Below are 17,398 nucleotides of genomic sequence, written 5' to 3' on the forward strand. Positions count from 1 at the left end.
GTTCCCCCCCCGAACCTCGGACAATCTAGCAACTGCAGTCACAGATAACCCAATCAGACAAAGACGCGAAAAGGCCTGAAAGTCATAGTAGTTCAGACTTTCAGGCCTTTTGGGACAGAGGAGATCGGTCAGTAGGTCAGCGCGCTCCGCTCGCACCGCCGTCGAGTGGAATCACCGCGCCGGTCAGATAAGCCCCGGCACGTGAAGCCAGGAAGATGGCAAGACCTGCGGCATCCTGGGGAGTTCCGACCCGGCCCAACGGGACCGAGTCCGCCACAGCCTTTGCACTCTGTTCGTCCTCGAGGAGGAATGCCATCATCTTCGACGGGAACGGGCCCGGCGCAATGGCATTGACCGTGATCTGTTCCCCCGCAAGCGTTGCCGCGAGCTTGCGCGTCAACATGTGCACCGCAGCCTTACTGGCTCCGTACGAGAAGTTCTCCGAACCCGACACCACGAGTCCGTCGATCGATCCGATATTGATCACGCGCGCGGGATCTTCCGCCGTGGCGGCAGAACGCAACTGCGGCAATAGCTTCTGCGTCAAGAGGAAGATTGCCTTGACATTGATGTCGAAAATCTTGTCGAAGCCGGCGGCCGGAAAATCGTCGACGGGAGCTCCCCACGTGGCACCGGCGTTGTTGACCAGTACGTCGAGCGTCGGCGAAATCTCGGCGACCTTCGCAACGAGGCTCTCGATCCCCTCGTCCGTGGACAGATCGGCCGGATGCGAGATGCAGGTGCCGAACTCCGAAAGCTCTCGCGCGGCTTCGTCACAGGCTTCGGCTTTTCGGGCCGAAATGACGACCGTCGCTCCGCCTTCGACAAACCCGCGAGCGATCATGTATCCGATGCCGCGTGATCCACCGGTGACCACAACGGTCTTGCCACTGACGTCGAACAGTCCCTCGATCAAGCTCATGCGACCTCGAAAAGCCCGGCAGCACCCATACCGCCGCCGATGCACATGGTCACCACCACGAGCTTGGCTCCGCGCCGTTTTCCTTCAAGAAGAGCATGGCCGACCAGACGAGCCCCCGTCATTCCGTACGGATGGCCGACGGAGATACCGCCGCCGTCGACGTTGTACTTCTCGGGATCGATCCCGAGCTTGTCGCGGCAGTACAGGGCCTGAGAGGCGAAGGCCTCGTTGAGTTCCCAGAGATCGATGTCGTCGACCTTCAGCCCGTGAAGATCCAGCAGACGCGGAATCGCGAACACCGGTCCGATGCCCATCTCGTCGGGAGCGCAACCCGCGACAGCCATGCCACGGTAGATACCGAGAGGAGCCAACCCGCGGCGTTCCGCCTCGCCTGCCTCCATCAGAACCGACGCCGAAGCGCCGTCGGAGAGCTGAGACGAGTTGCCCGCAGTAATGGACGAATGAGCACTGACAGTCCCGTCGGCCAGAACCGGTCGCAGACTCGACAGCCCTTCCAACGTGGTGGAAGCGCGGTTGCCTTCGTCGCGGGTCAGCGTCACGGACTCGCTGCGGATCTCACCCGTCTCCTTGTCCTGCACCTGCTTGATCGAGGGCAGCGGGACGATCTCGAGATCGAACCGACCTGCGTCCTGGGCCGCTGCGGTCCGCTGCTGGGAGACGAGCGCGAACTCGTCCTGCTGCTCGCGGGTGACTCCGTAGCGCTCGGCGACGATCTCGGCCGTGTGCAGCATCGGCATGTAGATCGACGGCTTGTTTTCCTTAAGCCACGGATCAGCCGCGCGGAAGTTGTTCATGTGATCGTTCTGGACCAACGAGATCGATTCGACTCCGCCGCCGACCGCGATCTGCATTCCGTCGTCCACGATCTGCTTGGCTGCGGTTGCGATGGCCATGAGACCGGACGAGCACTGACGGTCGATCGTCATTCCGGAAACCGAGTCCGGAAGCCCGGCCCGCAGTACCGCTTGCCGCGCGACGTTGCCGCCGGAAGAGCCCTGCTGCAGCGCGGCGCCGAGGATGACGTCCTCGACCTCGCCGCCCTCGAGGCCCGCGCGCTGAACTGCATTCCAAATGGCATGTGCAGCAAGCTCTTGAGCCTGAGTGTTGTTGAACGCGCCGCGGTACGCCTTACCGATCGGGGTACGGGCGGTGGAAACGATGACAGCTTGCCTCATCGGGGAATCCTTTCGTCGAACACGAAGTGCTGTGCGCCTTTATTAACCGCCGGGGGTTAATAAAGGCGCACAGCAAGAATCAGGGCTGGAACACGACGCGACCGACCGTGGTGCCGTCGCCGAGGCGACCGATACCGTCGGCAACGTCCGTCAACGACAGCCGCTCACTGATCAGTGGTTTGACCAAGCCGGCATCGGCGAGCCTGGTGAGCTCGACGTGGCAGTCGTCGATGGCCTGCTGGTTGTAGGCCTTGTACAGCCCCCAGTGCAGTCCGATGATCGAATAGTTCTTGATGAGAGCGTGATTGAGTGCCGGCTGCGGGATCGTGCCACCGGCGAAGCCAATGATGACGATCCGTCCCTCGAAGGCGATGCACTTGGTGGACTTCGCGTATGCGTCGCCGCCGACCGGATCGAAGACCACGTCGGCGCCCTTGCCGCCGGTGAACTCCTTGACCGCTGCCACGAAGTCCTCACTGTGACGGTCTACGACGAGGTCTGCGCCGAGCTTGCGCGCGTACTCGGCCTTGTCCGGGCCGCCGACGACACCGATCACCTTGGCGCCTGCCGCCTTGCCGAGTTGCACTGCCGCACTACCGACACCACCCGCAGCAGCGTGGACCAACAACGTCTCACCCTCGAGCAGTTGGGTGCGGCGATGCAGAGCGAACCACGCTGTCTGATAGCCGATGCTCAGAGCGGATGCTTCCGCGTCGTCGAGAGCCGACGGCGCCGGGAACGTGTTGTTCTGATCCAGTACCGAGTACTCGGCGAATCCGCCGGACGGCAGACTCGGATTACCGATCACCCGGTCCCCCACTGCGAATTTGGTCACCGATTCACCGACCGAGACCACTTCACCACACAGTTCGACACCGGGTGTGAAGGGCAGCGGCGGCTTGATCTGGTACTCACCCCGGCACATGAGGACGTCGGGGAAGTTGGCCGGAGCCGCCAGCACCTTGACCAACATCTCCGTCGCATTCGGGGTGGGATCCGCGGTCTCCTCCAACGCGAGCACATCGCGGGGTTGACCGAGTTCGTTGACGCGCCAAGCCTTCACAGCAATTCTCCAGACAGATAGTGGGTGAGTTTCAGGACGAGATCGGGAGGTCGACCAACTCGGCGAGGCGTGCCCGATGCTGATACGCGGTTCCCAGCGACAGCTGATCGCTCTTCGCCCGTTTGAGGTACAGGTGCGCCGGATACTCCCACGTCATTCCGATACCACCATGAAGTTGGACGCACTCCTCCGCAGCATGAACCGCGACGCCGCTGCAGAATGCCTGGGCCACCGTCGCTGCGATCGCCGCATCGACGTCGCCGCGTGCATAGGTGTCCGCCGCATATCGTGCTGCCGCTCCCGAAGAGCTGACTTCGAGCCAGAGATCGGCGAGGCGGTGCTTGATCGCCTGGTACGAACCGATCGCCCGGCCGAACTGCTTGCGCTCCTTCACATACGCGAGAGTCGTTTCGAGGCACCACTGAGCTACAGCGAACTGTTCGGACGCCAGCAGTGCGCTTCCGCAGAGCAACGCTTCCTCAACCGCTTGCGCCGCGTTGCCGCTGTCGACCTGCACCGACGACGACCCCGAGAACTCGACGTCCGCCAATCGGCGCGTCATGTCCAGGGACAGAACCGGCGTGACAGTAACGTCGGCGATCCGAACGGTGTGCAGCTCAAGGCCGCTCTCACCGGCAACCGGAACAACAAGAACATCGGACTCGGCGACGCCGGCAACCGTCGTGACGCTGCCGACGAGTCCACTCGCCGTTACCTTGACAGTAGGTGTGAAAGTGCCTGGTGCAGTGGATAACGGGACGACTAGAGCAGCCGTCGAATCCCCCGCTGCCAATTGACCGAGCACCTCGGTCTCGCCGGCCTTCAGCAACGCCGTCGTCGCCAGCACCGCGCTGGTGAAGAACGGAACGGGAGCGACCGCACGTCCGATCTCCTCCATCACGACCGCCGCTTCACGCGTCGACGCACCTGCCCCGCCCAGTTCCTCGGGTACCAGCAGTCCCGCCAAACCGAGTTCCGACGCCAGCGACTTCCACAGCCCGGTGAAGTCGGCGGACACGTCGTCGTACGCCGTGACCACGGTGTCGGCGCCGGCCCGCTCGCTCAGCAGTCGTCTGACGCTGGCTCGCAGATCTTGTTCGGTCTCGGAGTACAGCAGATCGGCGCTCATCGGGGTAGGTCCTTCCAGGCGATGTCCTTGTCGACGCGATGCTCGGGCGGCAACCCGAGTACACGTTCTGCGATGACGTTGCGCAGGATCTCCGACGTTCCGCCCTCGATCGAATTGCCCTTGGCTCGCAGGTACCGGTATCCGGGTTCACGCCCGGTGAAGTCGACGGAATCCGGTCGACGCAGTGTCCAGTCGTCGTAGCGCAGACCGGCTTCGCCGTGCAGTTCGAGGTCGAATCCAGAAATCTGCTGGGCCAAACCGGCAAACGCGAGCTTCATTCCCGAGCCTTCGGGGCCGGGCTGGCCGGCGGCGAGCTGCTGGCGCAGTCGCTCACCGGTCAGACGCGCAACTTCGGATTCGGTCCAGAGCCGCATCAACTCGTCGTGCATCGCCGGGTTACGCAGCTCGGGCTCGTCACGCCAGGCCTGAGCGACCTTTCCGATCATGCCTCCCTCACGCGGTGCGCCCGAACCGATGGCAACACGCTCGTTGTTCAGGGTGGTGGTCGCAACCTTCCACCCCTGGCCTTCGGCTCCGAGGCGATTGCCGTCCGGAATTCTGACGTCCGTGAGGAATACCTCGTTGAATTCGGCCTCGCCGGTGATCTGACGCAGCGGCCGGACATCGACGCCCGGGTCGGTCATGTCGCAGATGAAGTAGCTCAGACCCGCATGCTTGGAGCGCGACGGATCGGTCCTGGCCACGAGAATCGCCAGCTGCGCATTTTGCGCGCCCGACGTCCATACCTTCTGCCCGTTGACTATCCAGTCGTCGCCGTCGCGGACGGCGCGGGTAGCGACGGCCGCGAGGTCCGAACCTGCGCCCGGTTCACTGAACAGCTGGCAGTAGACCGTCTCCGCAGTCCACAACGGGCGCAGGAACTTCTGCTTCTGCTCCTCGGTGCCGAAGGCAGCGATGGTCGGTGCCGCCATGCCCAGTCCGATCCCGTTCTTGCCGGTGGCCGGGCCCGGTGCACCGGCGGCCTCCAGCTGAGCGTTCACCTGACGCTGAAAGCTCTGCGGTACACCGAGTCCCCCATGACCTTCGGGGAAATGAACCCACGCCAGTCCGGCGTCGAATCGTGCGCCGAGGAAGTCCGATACCGACACGCTGTTCGGATCGTTCTCCGCGAGAAGCGTGTTCACCTTCTCGGTGAGATCACGCGATACTGCCTCTTCGTCGAAAGCCATGCCCATTCCTTCGGTTCGAGCGGTGAGCGGACGGTCAGTCCTTCGGTCCACCGGCGACGTAGACGACCTGACCGGAAACAAAGCCTGCGCCTTCGCTGACAAAGAACGACGCGGTGTGCGCGATGTCCTCGGGCTGTCCGACGCGATTGACCGGAATCTGCGAAGCGGCAGCGGTCTTGAAGTCCTCGAAGCCGACGCCCATGCGCTCGGCCGTTGCGGCGGTCATCTCGGTTTCGATGAATCCGGGGGCAATAGCGTTCGCGGTCACGCCGAACTTGCCCAGCTCGAAGGCCAATGTCTTGGTGAAGCCCTGCATTCCGGCCTTCGCAGCGGAGTAGTTGACCTGTCCGCGGTTGCCGAGAGCCGACGTGCTCGAGAGGTTCACGATGCGGCCGAACTTCGCTTCCACCATGTACTTCTGCACCGCACGCGACATGAGGAACGCTCCGCGCAGGTGGACGTTCATCACCGAATCCCACTCGGCAACACTCATCTTGAACAGAAGGTTGTCGCGAGTGATACCGGCATTGTTGATCAGCACGGTAGGTGCACCCAGGTCTGCGGCCACACGATCCACCGCTGCGGCGACCGAAGCCTCGTCGGAGACGTCAGCGCCGACGGCCAGCGCCTGTCCGCCTGCGGCCTTGATCGCGTCGACGGTTCCGGCACACGCCGCTTCGTCGAGGTCGAGCACGGCGACGGCAAAACCGTCTTCCGACAGTCGCTTCGCTACTGCCGCACCGATTCCGCGTGCTGCACCCGTGACAATTGCGGTTCTACGTTCCTGGCTCACTGGCCCTCCATACTTTCGTGATTCGACGGACACCGGACGATCTCGTCAGATCCCGGCCTGATCTGCAATTTCCCTGGCTTTGGCGACCAAGGCGTCAATACGTTCCACGGTGGGAGTTCCGCTCTCGGCGGCATTCTGCGGTTCGTCGCGGGCGCGACGCATCACGCCCTCGGCGATCACGGCAATCTTCCACAGTCCCAACGTGTGCCAGAACTTCAGCGCAGCAGGATCCCGTCCGGTGGCCTCGAGATAGATCCGGGAGATCTCCTCTCGCGAGGGGAATCCCGGGAGTGCCGACGCCGGGAAATCGCCGCCGGTATTCTCACCAGCCGCCGGCCAGTACGCCAACAAGCTTCCGACGTCCGCCAACGGATCACCGAGTGTGCACAGTTCCCAGTCGAGGGCCGCGACAACTTCGCCGTTGCTCGCCGAGGTGATCACATTGCGTAGGTGAAAGTCGCCGTGCACCAACGTGGTTTCAGTGTGATCCGGCTGGGCTGCAATCAGGCGTCGGGTGAGATCGTCGAGATCAGGGCATTCCCGCGTCTTCGACTGTTCCCACTGACCACCCCACCGCTTCAGCTGCCGCGCGGCGTAGGGCTTGTGACTTGCCAAGTCGTCGAGACCTGCCTGCTCGAGGTCGACGGCGTGTATCTTCGCCAGCGTCTGAGCGAGCGAGATTCCGATTGCCCGGCGACGATCTTCCGACAACGCCTCCGCAAGAGGCATTCGGTCCACCACTTCGCCGTCCACGAATTCCATGAGGAGCAGCGGAACTTCGGTGACGGCAGGATCCTCGGTCAACCCGAATACTCGCGGCGATGGCACGTCGGTGGATTCGAGAGCGCTCAGGATTCGAGCCTCACGCGCCACGTCGTGAGCCGAGGCCAGCAGATGCCCCAGCGGTGGGCGTCGTAGCACCCAGCGATTGCCGTCCTGATCGCGAACCAGGTACGTGAGATTCGATTGCCCCAAGCCGATTCGATCGAAGGACAACGGCCCGGAAAAGTCGATCCCCAGGCCTGCGATCCACCCGGTGACCGCTTCGGTATCGAGTCCCACTACTCCGACGCTAGCCACCGACGGACGCTCCCTGCCGGAACGGGAGTGCGTCACCCAACAACTGGCCACCGTCGATGGTCATGATCTCGCCGGTGATCCACTGGGCTGCATCCGAAACCAGGAAGGCAATGGCAGTGGCCACGTCCTCGGGTTCACCGATGCGGCCGAGAGCAGTCGACGCGGACACCGCTTCTTCGTGTTCTTTCCACAGAGCTTCGGCGAGTTTGGTTCTCACCACTCCCGGCGCAACGGCGTTGACACGAATCTTCGGTGACAACTCGAGCGCCAACTGCTTGGTGATGTGGATCAGAGCAGCCTTCGACGCGTTGTACGTACCGATTCCCGCCTCGAACGCCATGCCGCCGATCGAAGCGGTGTTGACCACGGAACCACCGTGCTCGCCCATCCAGGCCCGCGCTGCGAGGCCGGTCCACAGGACTGGAGCCCACACGTTGACGTCGAAAGTCTTGGCGAAGCGCGAGTGATCCTGGTTGATGATCGGCCCGAACGACGGGTTGGTGCCCGCGTTGTTCACCAAGATGTCGAGACTGCCGAAACGCTCGATCGTCTGCTCGACGCACTTGCGTGCAGCATCCTCGTCCGTCGCGTGAGCGCCGACGCCGATCGCGTTGCCGTTCACCTGCGCGGCAGCCGCATCTGCGGATTCCTGTGAGCGCGAAGTCAGTACGACGTTTCCGCCCGCCGCCGCAATCGCCTGCGCGGTCGCGAGGCCGATGCCCCGCGATGCTCCTGTGACGATTGCCGTCTTACCAGTGAGATCCAGTCCTGCCATGTCAGTTCGCCTTGACTTCGCGGTACTTGCGCAGTTCCTGCTTGGCGATGGCGCGCTTGTGCACCTCGTCCGGGCCGTCGGCCAGGCGAAGGGTGCGCATGTGGGCGTAAGCCATCGCGAGCGGGAAGTCGTCGGTGACGCCGCCACCGCCGTGAACCTGGATGGCGCGGTCGATGATCTTGAGCGCGATGTTCGGTGCCGCAACCTTGATGGCTGCGATCTCGGTGCGCGCTTCCTTGTTGCCCACCGTGTCCATCATGTGTGCGGCCTTGAGTGTGAGGAGTCGAACCATCTCGATGTCGATACGAGCCTCGGCGATCCAGTCCTGGATATTCGCGTTGTCACTGACGGGCTTCCCGAAGGTGATGCGGGTGGATGCCCGCTTGCACATCAGTTCCAGTGCGCGCTCGGCCATTCCGATTGCACGCATGCAGTGGTGGATGCGGCCGGGGCCGAGGCGGGCCTGGCTGATCGCGAATCCTTCACCCTCACCGGCGAGAATGTCCTTGGCCGGGACGCGCACGTCCTCGAAAGTGATCTCGCCGTGTCCTTCGCGGTCCTGGTAGCCGAAAACCGGCAGGTTGCGCAGGATCGTGACGCCGGGAGCATCGATCGGCACGACCATCATCGACTGCTGACGGTGGGTGGCGGCATTGAAGTCGGTCTTACCCATGACGATCAGAACCTTGCAGTTCTGGTGCAAGGCGTTGGAAGCGAACCACTTACGGCCGTTCAGCACGTACTCGTCGCCGTCACGGTCCATACGGAGCTGGATGTTGGTGGCGTCGGAGCTGGCAACCTCGGGCTCGGTCATCGCGAAAGCGGAACGAATTTCGCCTTCGAGAAGCGGCTTGAGGTACTTCTCCTTGTGCTCGTCGGTGCCGAAGAGCGTGAGCACCTCCATGTTTCCCGTGTCCGGAGCGGCGCAGTTGGTGGCCTCGGAGGCCAGGTGGCTGCGGCCCATGATCTCCGCGAGCGGTGCGTATTCCAGATTGGTCAGGCCGGGGCCCCATTCGGGATGGGGATGGAAGAGGTTCCACAGCCCGCGGGCCTTGGCTTCCTTCTTCAAGTCGTCGATGATCGGCGGCTGAAAGTGCGGGTTACCGGACTCACGCATCTGCTCTTCGTAGACCGCTTCGGCCGGGTAAACGTGCTTGTCCATGAAATCGAGCAGTTCGGCCTGGTACTTCTTGGTGCGATCCGAGAACTCAAACACTGACATGTGAACTCCTGACAGAGAGGGAAGGAAAATTGGGGGCTCGATGTTCGAGATGGCTGTTGACACCCTCGACGACATCCGGGCCGTGAAATGCGTTCAGCATCAGCGATTCCGCACGCCTGGCGGAATCGGTGAAGGTCGAGTGCGCGTCGGCACTCATCTGAGATTTGATGACGGAGAGGGACGTCGGCGAGCAGTTCGCCGCGATGTCCTCGGCGTAAGCAATCGCCGCATCCAGAACGTCACCGCCGGTGACCAGGTGGTCGACCAGACCGATGCGGTACGCCTCGTCGGCGTCCACCATCCGGCTGGAAAGCAGAAGATCGACTGCTCGACTGTGCCCGACCAAGCGGGGCAACATCCAGGAGATGCCGTACTCCGCAATCAGGCCTCGACGCGCGAACGCGGTAGTGAATCGTGTTGCGCTCGAACCGAAACGAACGTCGCAGTACAGAGCCTCGACCATTCCGAGCCCGGCAGCGACGCCGTTGACGGCGGCGATCAGCGGCTTGCGGATGGTGGTCGGGAAATGACGGTCTCGCGGCCGGACAAGATCACTTTCGGAGACTTCGCCGACGTTCTTCAAATTGCCGAGGTCAGCCCCCGAGCAGAATCCTCGGCCGGAGCCGGTGACAACAATTGCTCGGACACTAGGATCTTCGTCTGCCACGGCCAGAAAGTCGTAGTACTGATCTTCGAGCTCGTTGGTCCACGCGTTGAGAACGCGGGGCCGATTGAATGTCAGAACCAGCACCGCTCCTCTCTGCTCGGAGAGGACGAGTTCCTCGGTCATCGTGTTCCCGCGAGGAGCGACGCCTGGTACCGGCGCATCCCGCGCAGCCAACGGTCGTAGTCGGCGCCCTTCTGCCGGTACATGTCCAGCACGTTCTTGTGCGGAAGGATGAGAAATTCTTCGGCATCCACTGCCGCAAGAACGATTTCGGCGCATTCGGCAGGCTCGAGAACATTGCCTGCCGCAAGCACGGCTCCGGTTGCGGCCTTGCCGACCGGATCGCCGGAGTTCTCACCTTCGTAGAGAAGCTTGGTGTTGACGCCCATCGGGCACAGGCAACTGACGCGTACGCCCTGATCTCCGTAGGTGATCGAGAGCCACTCGGCAAACGCGACCGCGGCATGTTTGGTCACCGAGTACGCGGCGGACCCGACCTGACTGAGCAAGCCGGCCGCAGAGGCCGTGCTGATGAAGTAGCCCTCCCCGCGCTCCGTCCAGCCGGGGACGAGGAGCCTGGCAGCGCGAATGTGGGCGCGAACGTTGACGTCGATCGTCGTGTCCCAGACGTCTTCACTGATGTCGAGGCCCATGCCACCGGTAACGCCGGCATTGGCGAAGTAGAGGTCGACCGGGCCGAATTCCTTTTCCGCCTGCGCGATCAGACCCGCAATGACCGTCTCGTCGGAGACGTCGCCACCGGCAGACACGGCCGCTCCGGGACGCTCCGCGTTGATCGCCTCTGCTACTGCCGAAGCTGCTGCCCCGTCCAGGTCAGCCACTACGACGCGAGCACCCTCGGCAGCCAGCCGCTCGGCCAGTGCACCGCCGATTCCCCCGCCGCCACCGGTGACAATTGCTACCTTCTGGGCAACCTTCATGAGCGATTCCTCTCGCTTGCGTCATACCTACGCGCTGACAGTGATCCACGTCTCCCCTCATGTATAGTTGAATCCGGCGTCAGTTTCAACCGTCGAATCGCGACGGTCACCCGAACGGCCCGTTCCGTCCTCCTGAACTGCGAGTAAAGGGATAACGATGACTGAAAACCAATTGCCCGTCCGCCCGTCCACCTTCGCCGAGCTCGAGAAGCTCATCGGCCAGGAACTTGGCCCGACGGAGTGGTACGACATCACCCAGGAGCGCATCAACGCGTTCGCCGAAGCCACAAACGATCATCAGTGGATTCATGTCGACCCGGAACGAGCCGCATCGAGCCCGCTCGGCAGCACGATCGCGCACGGACTCTTCAGCCTCTCGCTGGGCCCCCAGTTCTCCTACCAACTCATCCACTTCGACGGCTTCGCCCACAGCCTCAATTACGGCTACGACAAGGTTCGCTTCCCCGCTCCCGTTCCCGTGGGATCCCGGGTCCGCATGCGCGCAACCGTCGTGTCCGCGGAGCAGTTGCCCGGCGGAATCCAAGTGAAGATGAGCCAGGTGGTCGAGCGCGAGGGTTCCGACAAGCCCGTCGTGGTCGCCGAATCCGTCGCTCGCGTCGTCGAAAAGAGCTGAACCGAAAAGAGCTGAACCGAGACTGGGACGCCCGGCCGCTCGAACATCGATGCAGCCGGGGCGGCCCACCTCGTCAGAGACGGTCGGGGAACTTCAGAGCGTTCGCCCACAGATCGGTCACAGTGGCGACAATCTGATCGAACTCCGGTGAACGCCCGTCCACCTCACCCTCACGAAGGGTGAACAGACTGTAGGCGAGTCGACTCACCATGCCGGACAGAGCAATCGACGCCGTCATCGGATCCAGCGTCGTGTCCGCGATGCCGCGGGACTGCAGATCTGCAATCCCGCGGGCATTACGGCGTATGAACGCATTGGCACGCTCGCTGCGGAACTTCCGGAACTCCGGGTCGATGTGAGCTACCTGCTCCATGAGCCCCATCAACTTCGCATTGCGTTGATACGCGGCCAGATACGCTCGATTACTTGCCTCGAGCACGGCGTACGGATCGTCCGCGCTCGCAACGCGTCCCATGCCCGGGTGCATCATGTCGTCTCGCGCGACCTCGAGGACGGCGGCGAACACCTCTTCCTTGTTCGCGAAGTACGTGTAGAACGATCCCGTCGCGCAACCGGCTTCTTTTGCGATGTCGATCAAACGTGCATCGAGATAGCCACTGCGCTCGAAAACCTTACGGGCAGCAGCAACCAATGCCGCACGCGTGCGTGTCCCCCGCTCGGTGGTCGGTCGATCCCGGAGCAGCGCGGGCGGAGCCACCGGTAAGGCGGCAATTCGCGATTCGTCGTCGAGCACGGTGCGCTCCTCATCCTTCCGATCAACATCATTTTCGGGACAATCCCAGCAGACTCGATGTTGACGCCGGATTCAAGTGTACGCTCTGGTGAGACCCAGGACACACAATCGGTCGATTCCTCCCGAAAGGCAGAACCATGGTTAGCGTTCTCGACCCGGTGACCCGTCACGCGGAAGCCACTCCGGAAAATATTGCAATTCGCGGCACGGATAATCATTGGACATACCGACAGCTCCACGACGCGTCTCTGGCGTTTGCCGGCCGCATTCGCGACGAAGGGTTGAGCATCGGCGACCGGGTTCTGCTCGCGGCGCCGTCGGTGCCTGAATTCATCGTGGCGTACATGGGGATTCAGGCTGCAGGTTGTGTCGTGGTGCCCATCAACACGATGTCGGCGCAACCCGAAGTCGAGTACGTACTGGACGACGCCGAGATTTCGCTGGCGATCGCCTGGCACCAGCTCGGTCCCGCAGTTCAGGATGCAGGGAGTGCGCGCGGCGTCCCGGTGTGGACGCTCACCGAAGAATCGGCGAAGGCCGACCATCCACCGGCAACGGTGGTCGACCGCGACACAGCGGACACCACGGCGATTCTCTACACCTCCGGTACCACCGGACGTCCGAAGGGCGCTCAGCTGACAGTCGGGAATCTGTTGTCTGCCGGTGAGATCGGCGCCGAGAGCAGCCGCGGAAATCCCTCGGACCGCACCGGTACCGGACTGCCGCTCTTTCACATCTTCGGCCAGGGTTCGGTCATGATGGCAACCTTCACCGGCGGCGGATCACTGTCCCTGCTCGCCCGGTTCGACCCGGCCGCCATGCTCGACCTGGTGCGTCGGGACAAGCTCACCATCATGGCGGGCGTCCCCACCATGTGGAATGCCATGCTGCACGCCGCAGCCGACGTGGACAGCTCCGACTTCGAACAACTGCGGATCGCAATCTCCGGTGGCGCATCACTTCCCGGTGAAGTCGCTCGCGCCTTCGAAGCACGGTTCAACTGCACAATCCTCGAGGGCTACGGCCTGACCGAGACGAGCGCATTCGGAACTTTCAACAGCATCGACCGCGTCGCAAAGATCGGATACACCGGCCGCGCCGTACCGCGCACCGAGGTCGAGGTCCGTGATCACGACGGAAATGTCTGCCAGGCAGGCACAGTGGGCGAGGTATTCATCAAAGGACCGACGGTCATGAAGGGCTACTGGAAGCGCCCGGCCGACACGGCCGCCGTCCTGTCCGACGACGGATGGTTCCGCACCGGAGACCTCGGCGAGACCGACGCCGACGGTGACCTTCGCATCGTCGACCGCGTCAAGGACCTCATCATCCGCGGTGGATACAACGTCTATCCAGGCGAGGTCGAAGAGGTGCTCTACCAGCACCCCGACATCATCGAGGCCGCGGTGATCGGTATACCCGACGACTACTACGGCGAGGAGGTTGCGGCGGTGGTGGCCGTGCGCCCAGGCTCCGACCTCGAAGCAGATGACGTCACCTCGTGGGCTCGGGAACGTCTGTCCGCCTACAAGATTCCGCGGGTGGTCCAGTTCATCGACGCGCTCCCGAAGGGTTCGACGGGAAAGATCCTCAAGCGATCGATCGACCGCACCGAACTCCTCGCCCAGAAGCAGAACTGAAAACACAGGTGAACCCCGGCGAGATTTCGCCGGGGTTCACCTGTCCATGCGCTCAGAGTGCGTCGAAGTACTCGATCTGCGGGGCGCCTGCGAGGAAGGGCGCCATCGCCTTTCCCGCGGCCTGGAAATGCTCGGACGATCCATGGGCCTTGATCGCAGCACTGTCTTGATACAGCTCCATGAACTTGTACGAATTCGTATCCGTCTTCGAGCGGATCAGTTGATACAGAACCGTTCCGGGCTCTTCCGTGCGCACCTTCTCGGCAAGTTCGGCGACTACGGCTTCGAACTGTTCGCCGCTTCCGTCTTTGACAGTGATATCCGCGATGACAGCAATCATTCATTCCTCCAAAAGTGTTCCAGCAGTATTCGAGTGTTACCGAGAACCTACAGTTTCACTGCATGGGCAGTAGTCCGAACGTCGATTCCAACTGACTGCGAGTGCTTTCCGCATCGGTGTGGAGAATGCCGGCGATCCCCAATCGTGCCGCGCCGTCGAGGTTCTGTTGCAGGTCGTCGATCATCACGGCGCCTTCGGGCGCTACACCCAGCCGCTCACACGCGATGGTGTAGATCTGACGAGAGGGCTTACGAATCCCGACTTCCGAGGAGATCACCACTTCGTCGGCGAGGTCCTCGAGCACAAAACCCGCGTAGCAATCACGCCCGAAAGCATTGGACACGAGCGCAACAGGGTGACCCGCCGCTCGGACGTCCGCAATCAGTCGCACCATCTCTTCGTCTCGGACAAGCCCGGCCTGCATACGGTCGACCAATCCTTCGCTGTCCACGACGGCGCCGTGCGCTCGTAGCCGTTCCCCGAATCCTGCTTCGAAGGCCTCCTGGTCGATCTTTCCGGATTCGTGATCGGAGAGCAGTTTTTTCGAGACGTCGTCGCGGGAGAGCAGGGTCAACGGAAGTCGTGGGTCGCCGCCAAGCGAGGCCCCGAAATCTTCGAAGGCCCGCAGCACACTGGAGGTGAGAACTCCACCGAAATCGACGAGCACTGCCGTACGCGTGGGTGTCATTGCTCCATCAGACACCAAACATGAACCCGGCGTCAACATCAATTTCGGCGTAGCGAGAATTGCAAAGTGTTGATCCACAACCGGTTGACGGTATCGAGCAGACCGTCGAAGGTCACTCCGGCGGCGCCGTCCTCGCCGCCGCGGGATACGAAGTACCCGAACGCAAGTCGACTGATCATCCCGGAGAGTGCCCGAGACGTCAGTAGCGGATCCAGATTCGCGTCCGCCAGTCCGGCCTTCTGCAGCTTCTCGATACTGCGCGCGTTGCGTCGAACAAACGCGTCAGCACGCTCGAGGCGGAGAACCCTGAACTCCGGATCGATGCTTGCTACCTGCTCGAGCAGTCCCATCAGCTTCGCGTTCCGTCGGTACGCCTCGAGGTACGCGCGGTTACTCGCCGCGATGACCTCAGCAGGATCCGCGCCTTTCGGAGTGTGCGGCATACCCGGATGCATCATGTCTTCGCGTGCCAACTCCATCACTGCCGCGAAGATCTCTTCTTTGCTCGCGAAGTAGGTGTAGAAGGTACCGGCCGAGCACTGCGCCTCCACAGTGATGTCGATCAGCCGCGAGTCCAGATAGCCGGACCGTTCGAAAACGGTGCGGGCCGCATCGATCAACGCTCGCCGCGTACGCAAACCACGCTGAGTGGAGGGGAGTTCCCGTGACACTGTCGACGAAGCATCTTCGGAGCCTGTGCGTGCTGCAGCCATGCTCCAGTTATACGTCAGACGCCCGCTACCGGTGACCGATAGCGGGCGTCTGCTCGAAACCGAAAGAGTTACTTGGCGTACAGGTGCGCGCCCGGAATTGCGTTCGGATCATCCCGAACTTCCTTCGGGTTGGTCTCTTTCAGCACCCAGGCACTGAAGAAGGTCACCAGACCCATGAGGGCTACGAACACGGCAACCCATGTAGTGGTCCCGGTCTTCGCGATGAGTGCCGTCATGATGAACGGAGTACCACCGCTGACCGTGATCGCCGCCAGCTGGTACGCCAACGATGCTGCCGAGTAACGCACGTTGGGCGCGAACAGCTCACCCATGTACGCAGCGATCGGCCCGTAGGTCATCGACTGGAACACGCTGCCGACTGTCACCGCGATGAAGAACAGCGGCAGGGACTTGGTGTTGATCAACCAGAAGTACGGGAATGCCCAGACCACGATCGCCGCGGCGCCGATCAGGATCATCGGACGACGACCGATCTTGTCGGACATCTTCCCGGACCACAGCACCACGCCGACTGTCAGCAACGCGCTCAGGAGCGAGATGATGAGCAGTGAGTTCCGCTTCAACCCCAGTTCGGTTGTGCCGTAGCTGAGCACGCCGGCGATGCTGATGTAGAACAGTGCATTGGTGGCGGCCAGAAGTCCGCAACCGAGCAGAATCTTGCGCCAGTGATCCTTGAGCGCCTGCGCCAGTGGAGCCTGAACGACGACGTCCTTTTGGTTCTTCTTGGCGTCTTCCTGCAACTCGAGGAATTCCGGCGTGTCCTCGACCTTCGTCTGGATGTACAGAACCACAGGGAAGAGCAGCGCGCTGGCGAAGAACGGAACTCGCCAACCCCAGCTCAGGAATGCATCATTGGAAATGGTCGCGGTCGCGACGAGGAAGACCAGGTTGCCCAGCACTACACCGAACGAGACACCCATCTGACCGAAAGTGCCTGAGAATCCGCGCTTCTTGGGACTCGCGGATTCGGTGAGGAGAAGGACGATTCCGCCCCACTGGCCACCGCAGGCGAGACCTTGGATGAATCGCAGTGTCACCAGAAGAATCGGAGCGACGACGCCGATTGCCGACGCACTCGGGATCGCGCCGATCAGGAACGTCGCGACGGCCATCAGCAACAGGCAGGTGACGACAGCGGGCTTACGCCCATACTTGTCGCCGAAGTGTCCGGCGACCAAACCGCCGATGGGGCGGGCAACGAAGCCGGCCCAGAACGTACTGAACGAGAGCAATGTGCCCATCAGTGCGGATGAATCGGGGAAGAACACATGCGGAAAGACCAGTGCCGCAGCCGTTCCGTACAAGAAGAAGTCGTACCACTCGATGGAACTGCCGAGCAGTCCCGCGCCTAGAAGTTTGCGGTGCGCTTTCTTCTTCTTCCGTTCCTGATCGGACAGGCCCCCTGCCTGCGTGTTCGAATCCACTGCCGATCTCGTCATGGGTTACTCCTCGATGGGTCGGACGCTCGTCGCGCCGGGAGTTGAGAAGCGGAACCGGGCCAGAAGTAGAAACTGACACCAACTTCAACTCTGTGGCGTTGCGATCAGTCTGCGATACAAAAAGAGTGATGTCAATCACTGAAATGCATTGCCGCATAGGGGACTAAACCCCCTACCGATGCTCGTCAGCC

General features: G+C 62.3%; 18 protein-coding genes. 2 read left to right on the forward strand and 16 right to left on the reverse strand.

The features are described from left to right. Window positions 1-136 precede the first annotated feature (136 nt). From ASU23_RS16975 to ASU23_RS17025, 11 genes are all read right to left on the reverse strand, one after another. Window positions 137-922 (reverse strand): RhlG family 3-oxoacyl-ACP reductase, encoded by a 786-nt coding sequence (locus tag ASU23_RS16975; protein WP_003942909.1) that lies wholly within the window; start codon window positions 920-922, stop codon window positions 137-139. Further along, window positions 919-2,118, reverse strand: coding sequence for an acetyl-CoA C-acyltransferase (locus ASU23_RS16980; protein ID WP_058038319.1), 1,200 nt, complete (start codon window positions 2,116-2,118; stop codon window positions 919-921). Before ASU23_RS16980 ends, ASU23_RS16975 begins: the two co-directional genes overlap by 4 nt. Before the next feature lie 79 nt (window positions 2,119-2,197). Beyond that, complete coding sequence (locus ASU23_RS16985; protein ID WP_003943088.1) at window positions 2,198-3,181, reverse strand: NADPH:quinone oxidoreductase family protein; 984 nt, start codon at window positions 3,179-3,181, stop codon at window positions 2,198-2,200. 31 nt (window positions 3,182-3,212) lie between these two features. Continuing rightward, a complete protein-coding gene (locus ASU23_RS16990; protein WP_058038320.1) occupies window positions 3,213-4,310 on the reverse strand; it encodes an acyl-CoA dehydrogenase family protein in 1,098 nt (365 codons plus the stop codon). Continuing rightward, window positions 4,307-5,500, reverse strand: a complete 1,194-nt coding sequence (locus ASU23_RS16995) for an acyl-CoA dehydrogenase family protein (RefSeq protein ID WP_058038321.1) — start codon at window positions 5,498-5,500, stop codon at window positions 4,307-4,309. Before ASU23_RS16995 ends, ASU23_RS16990 begins: the two co-directional genes overlap by 4 nt. Window positions 5,501-5,534: 34 nt before the next feature. Further along, window positions 5,535-6,293, reverse strand: a complete 759-nt coding sequence (gene fabG / locus ASU23_RS17000) for a 3-oxoacyl-ACP reductase FabG (protein WP_042446291.1) — start codon at window positions 6,291-6,293, stop codon at window positions 5,535-5,537. A gap of 45 nt (window positions 6,294-6,338) precedes the next feature. Further along, entirely contained in the window at window positions 6,339-7,373 is a 1,035-nt protein-coding gene (locus tag ASU23_RS17005) for a phosphotransferase family protein (RefSeq protein ID WP_039973187.1), read from the reverse strand. Continuing rightward, on the reverse strand, window positions 7,366-8,148 hold the full coding sequence (locus tag ASU23_RS17010; protein ID WP_058038322.1) for an SDR family oxidoreductase: 783 nt from the start codon (window positions 8,146-8,148) through the stop codon (window positions 7,366-7,368). The genes ASU23_RS17005 and ASU23_RS17010 overlap by 8 nt, the downstream gene beginning before the upstream one ends. Before the next feature lies 1 nt (window position 8,149). Further along, window positions 8,150-9,370 (reverse strand): acyl-CoA dehydrogenase family protein, encoded by a 1,221-nt coding sequence (locus ASU23_RS17015; RefSeq protein ID WP_019745701.1) that lies wholly within the window; start codon window positions 9,368-9,370, stop codon window positions 8,150-8,152. Then, entirely contained in the window at window positions 9,357-10,160 is an 804-nt protein-coding gene (locus ASU23_RS17020; RefSeq protein ID WP_030536038.1) for an enoyl-CoA hydratase-related protein, read from the reverse strand. The genes ASU23_RS17015 and ASU23_RS17020 overlap by 14 nt, the downstream gene beginning before the upstream one ends. Continuing rightward, the gene (locus ASU23_RS17025) at window positions 10,157-10,978 is read right to left on the reverse strand and encodes an SDR family oxidoreductase (protein ID WP_003942864.1); all 822 of its coding nucleotides are present in this window, start codon (window positions 10,976-10,978) and stop codon (window positions 10,157-10,159) included. Before ASU23_RS17025 ends, ASU23_RS17020 begins: the two co-directional genes overlap by 4 nt. A 157-nt stretch (window positions 10,979-11,135) precedes the next feature. On the opposite strand from ASU23_RS17025, the gene ASU23_RS17030 reads away from it, so the two are divergent. Beyond that, window positions 11,136-11,612 (forward strand): MaoC family dehydratase, encoded by a 477-nt coding sequence (locus ASU23_RS17030; RefSeq protein WP_003942878.1) that lies wholly within the window; start codon window positions 11,136-11,138, stop codon window positions 11,610-11,612. Between the two features lie 73 nt (window positions 11,613-11,685). Here ASU23_RS17030 and ASU23_RS17035 read toward each other — a convergent pair whose 3' ends face one another. Next, window positions 11,686-12,366: a TetR/AcrR family transcriptional regulator gene (locus ASU23_RS17035; RefSeq protein WP_007730821.1), complete on the reverse strand. Its 681-nt coding sequence runs from the start codon at window positions 12,364-12,366 to the stop codon at window positions 11,686-11,688. 137 nt (window positions 12,367-12,503) lie between these two features. Here ASU23_RS17035 and ASU23_RS17040 point away from each other — a divergent pair, with 137 nt between their 5' ends. Beyond that, on the forward strand, window positions 12,504-14,006 hold the full coding sequence (locus ASU23_RS17040) for a class I adenylate-forming enzyme family protein (RefSeq protein ID WP_007730820.1): 1,503 nt from the start codon (window positions 12,504-12,506) through the stop codon (window positions 14,004-14,006). A gap of 52 nt (window positions 14,007-14,058) precedes the next feature. Here ASU23_RS17040 and ASU23_RS17045 read toward each other — a convergent pair whose 3' ends face one another. The 4 genes from ASU23_RS17045 to ASU23_RS17060 all read right to left on the reverse strand — a co-directional run bounded on the left by ASU23_RS17045 (window position 14,059) and on the right by ASU23_RS17060 (window position 17,207). Then, window positions 14,059-14,346 (reverse strand): putative quinol monooxygenase, encoded by a 288-nt coding sequence (locus tag ASU23_RS17045; RefSeq protein ID WP_007730819.1) that lies wholly within the window; start codon window positions 14,344-14,346, stop codon window positions 14,059-14,061. Window positions 14,347-14,401: 55 nt separating this feature from the next. Then, the gene (locus tag ASU23_RS17050) at window positions 14,402-15,034 is read right to left on the reverse strand and encodes an HAD family phosphatase (protein ID WP_042446307.1); all 633 of its coding nucleotides are present in this window, start codon (window positions 15,032-15,034) and stop codon (window positions 14,402-14,404) included. Between the two features lie 38 nt (window positions 15,035-15,072). Further along, window positions 15,073-15,747, reverse strand: coding sequence for a TetR/AcrR family transcriptional regulator (locus tag ASU23_RS17055; protein WP_007730817.1), 675 nt, complete (start codon window positions 15,745-15,747; stop codon window positions 15,073-15,075). Window positions 15,748-15,815: 68 nt separating this feature from the next. Beyond that, window positions 15,816-17,207 carry an MFS transporter gene (locus tag ASU23_RS17060; protein ID WP_058038323.1) on the reverse strand — a complete coding sequence of 464 codons (1,392 nt, stop codon included), beginning with the start codon at window positions 17,205-17,207 and terminating at the stop codon, window positions 15,816-15,818. Window positions 17,208-17,398 lie beyond the last annotated feature (191 nt).

The organism is Rhodococcus sp. KB6 (genome assembly GCF_001445685.1).
In the GTDB taxonomy this organism is placed as follows: Bacteria; Actinomycetota; Actinomycetes; order Mycobacteriales; family Mycobacteriaceae; genus Rhodococcus_F; species Rhodococcus_F qingshengii.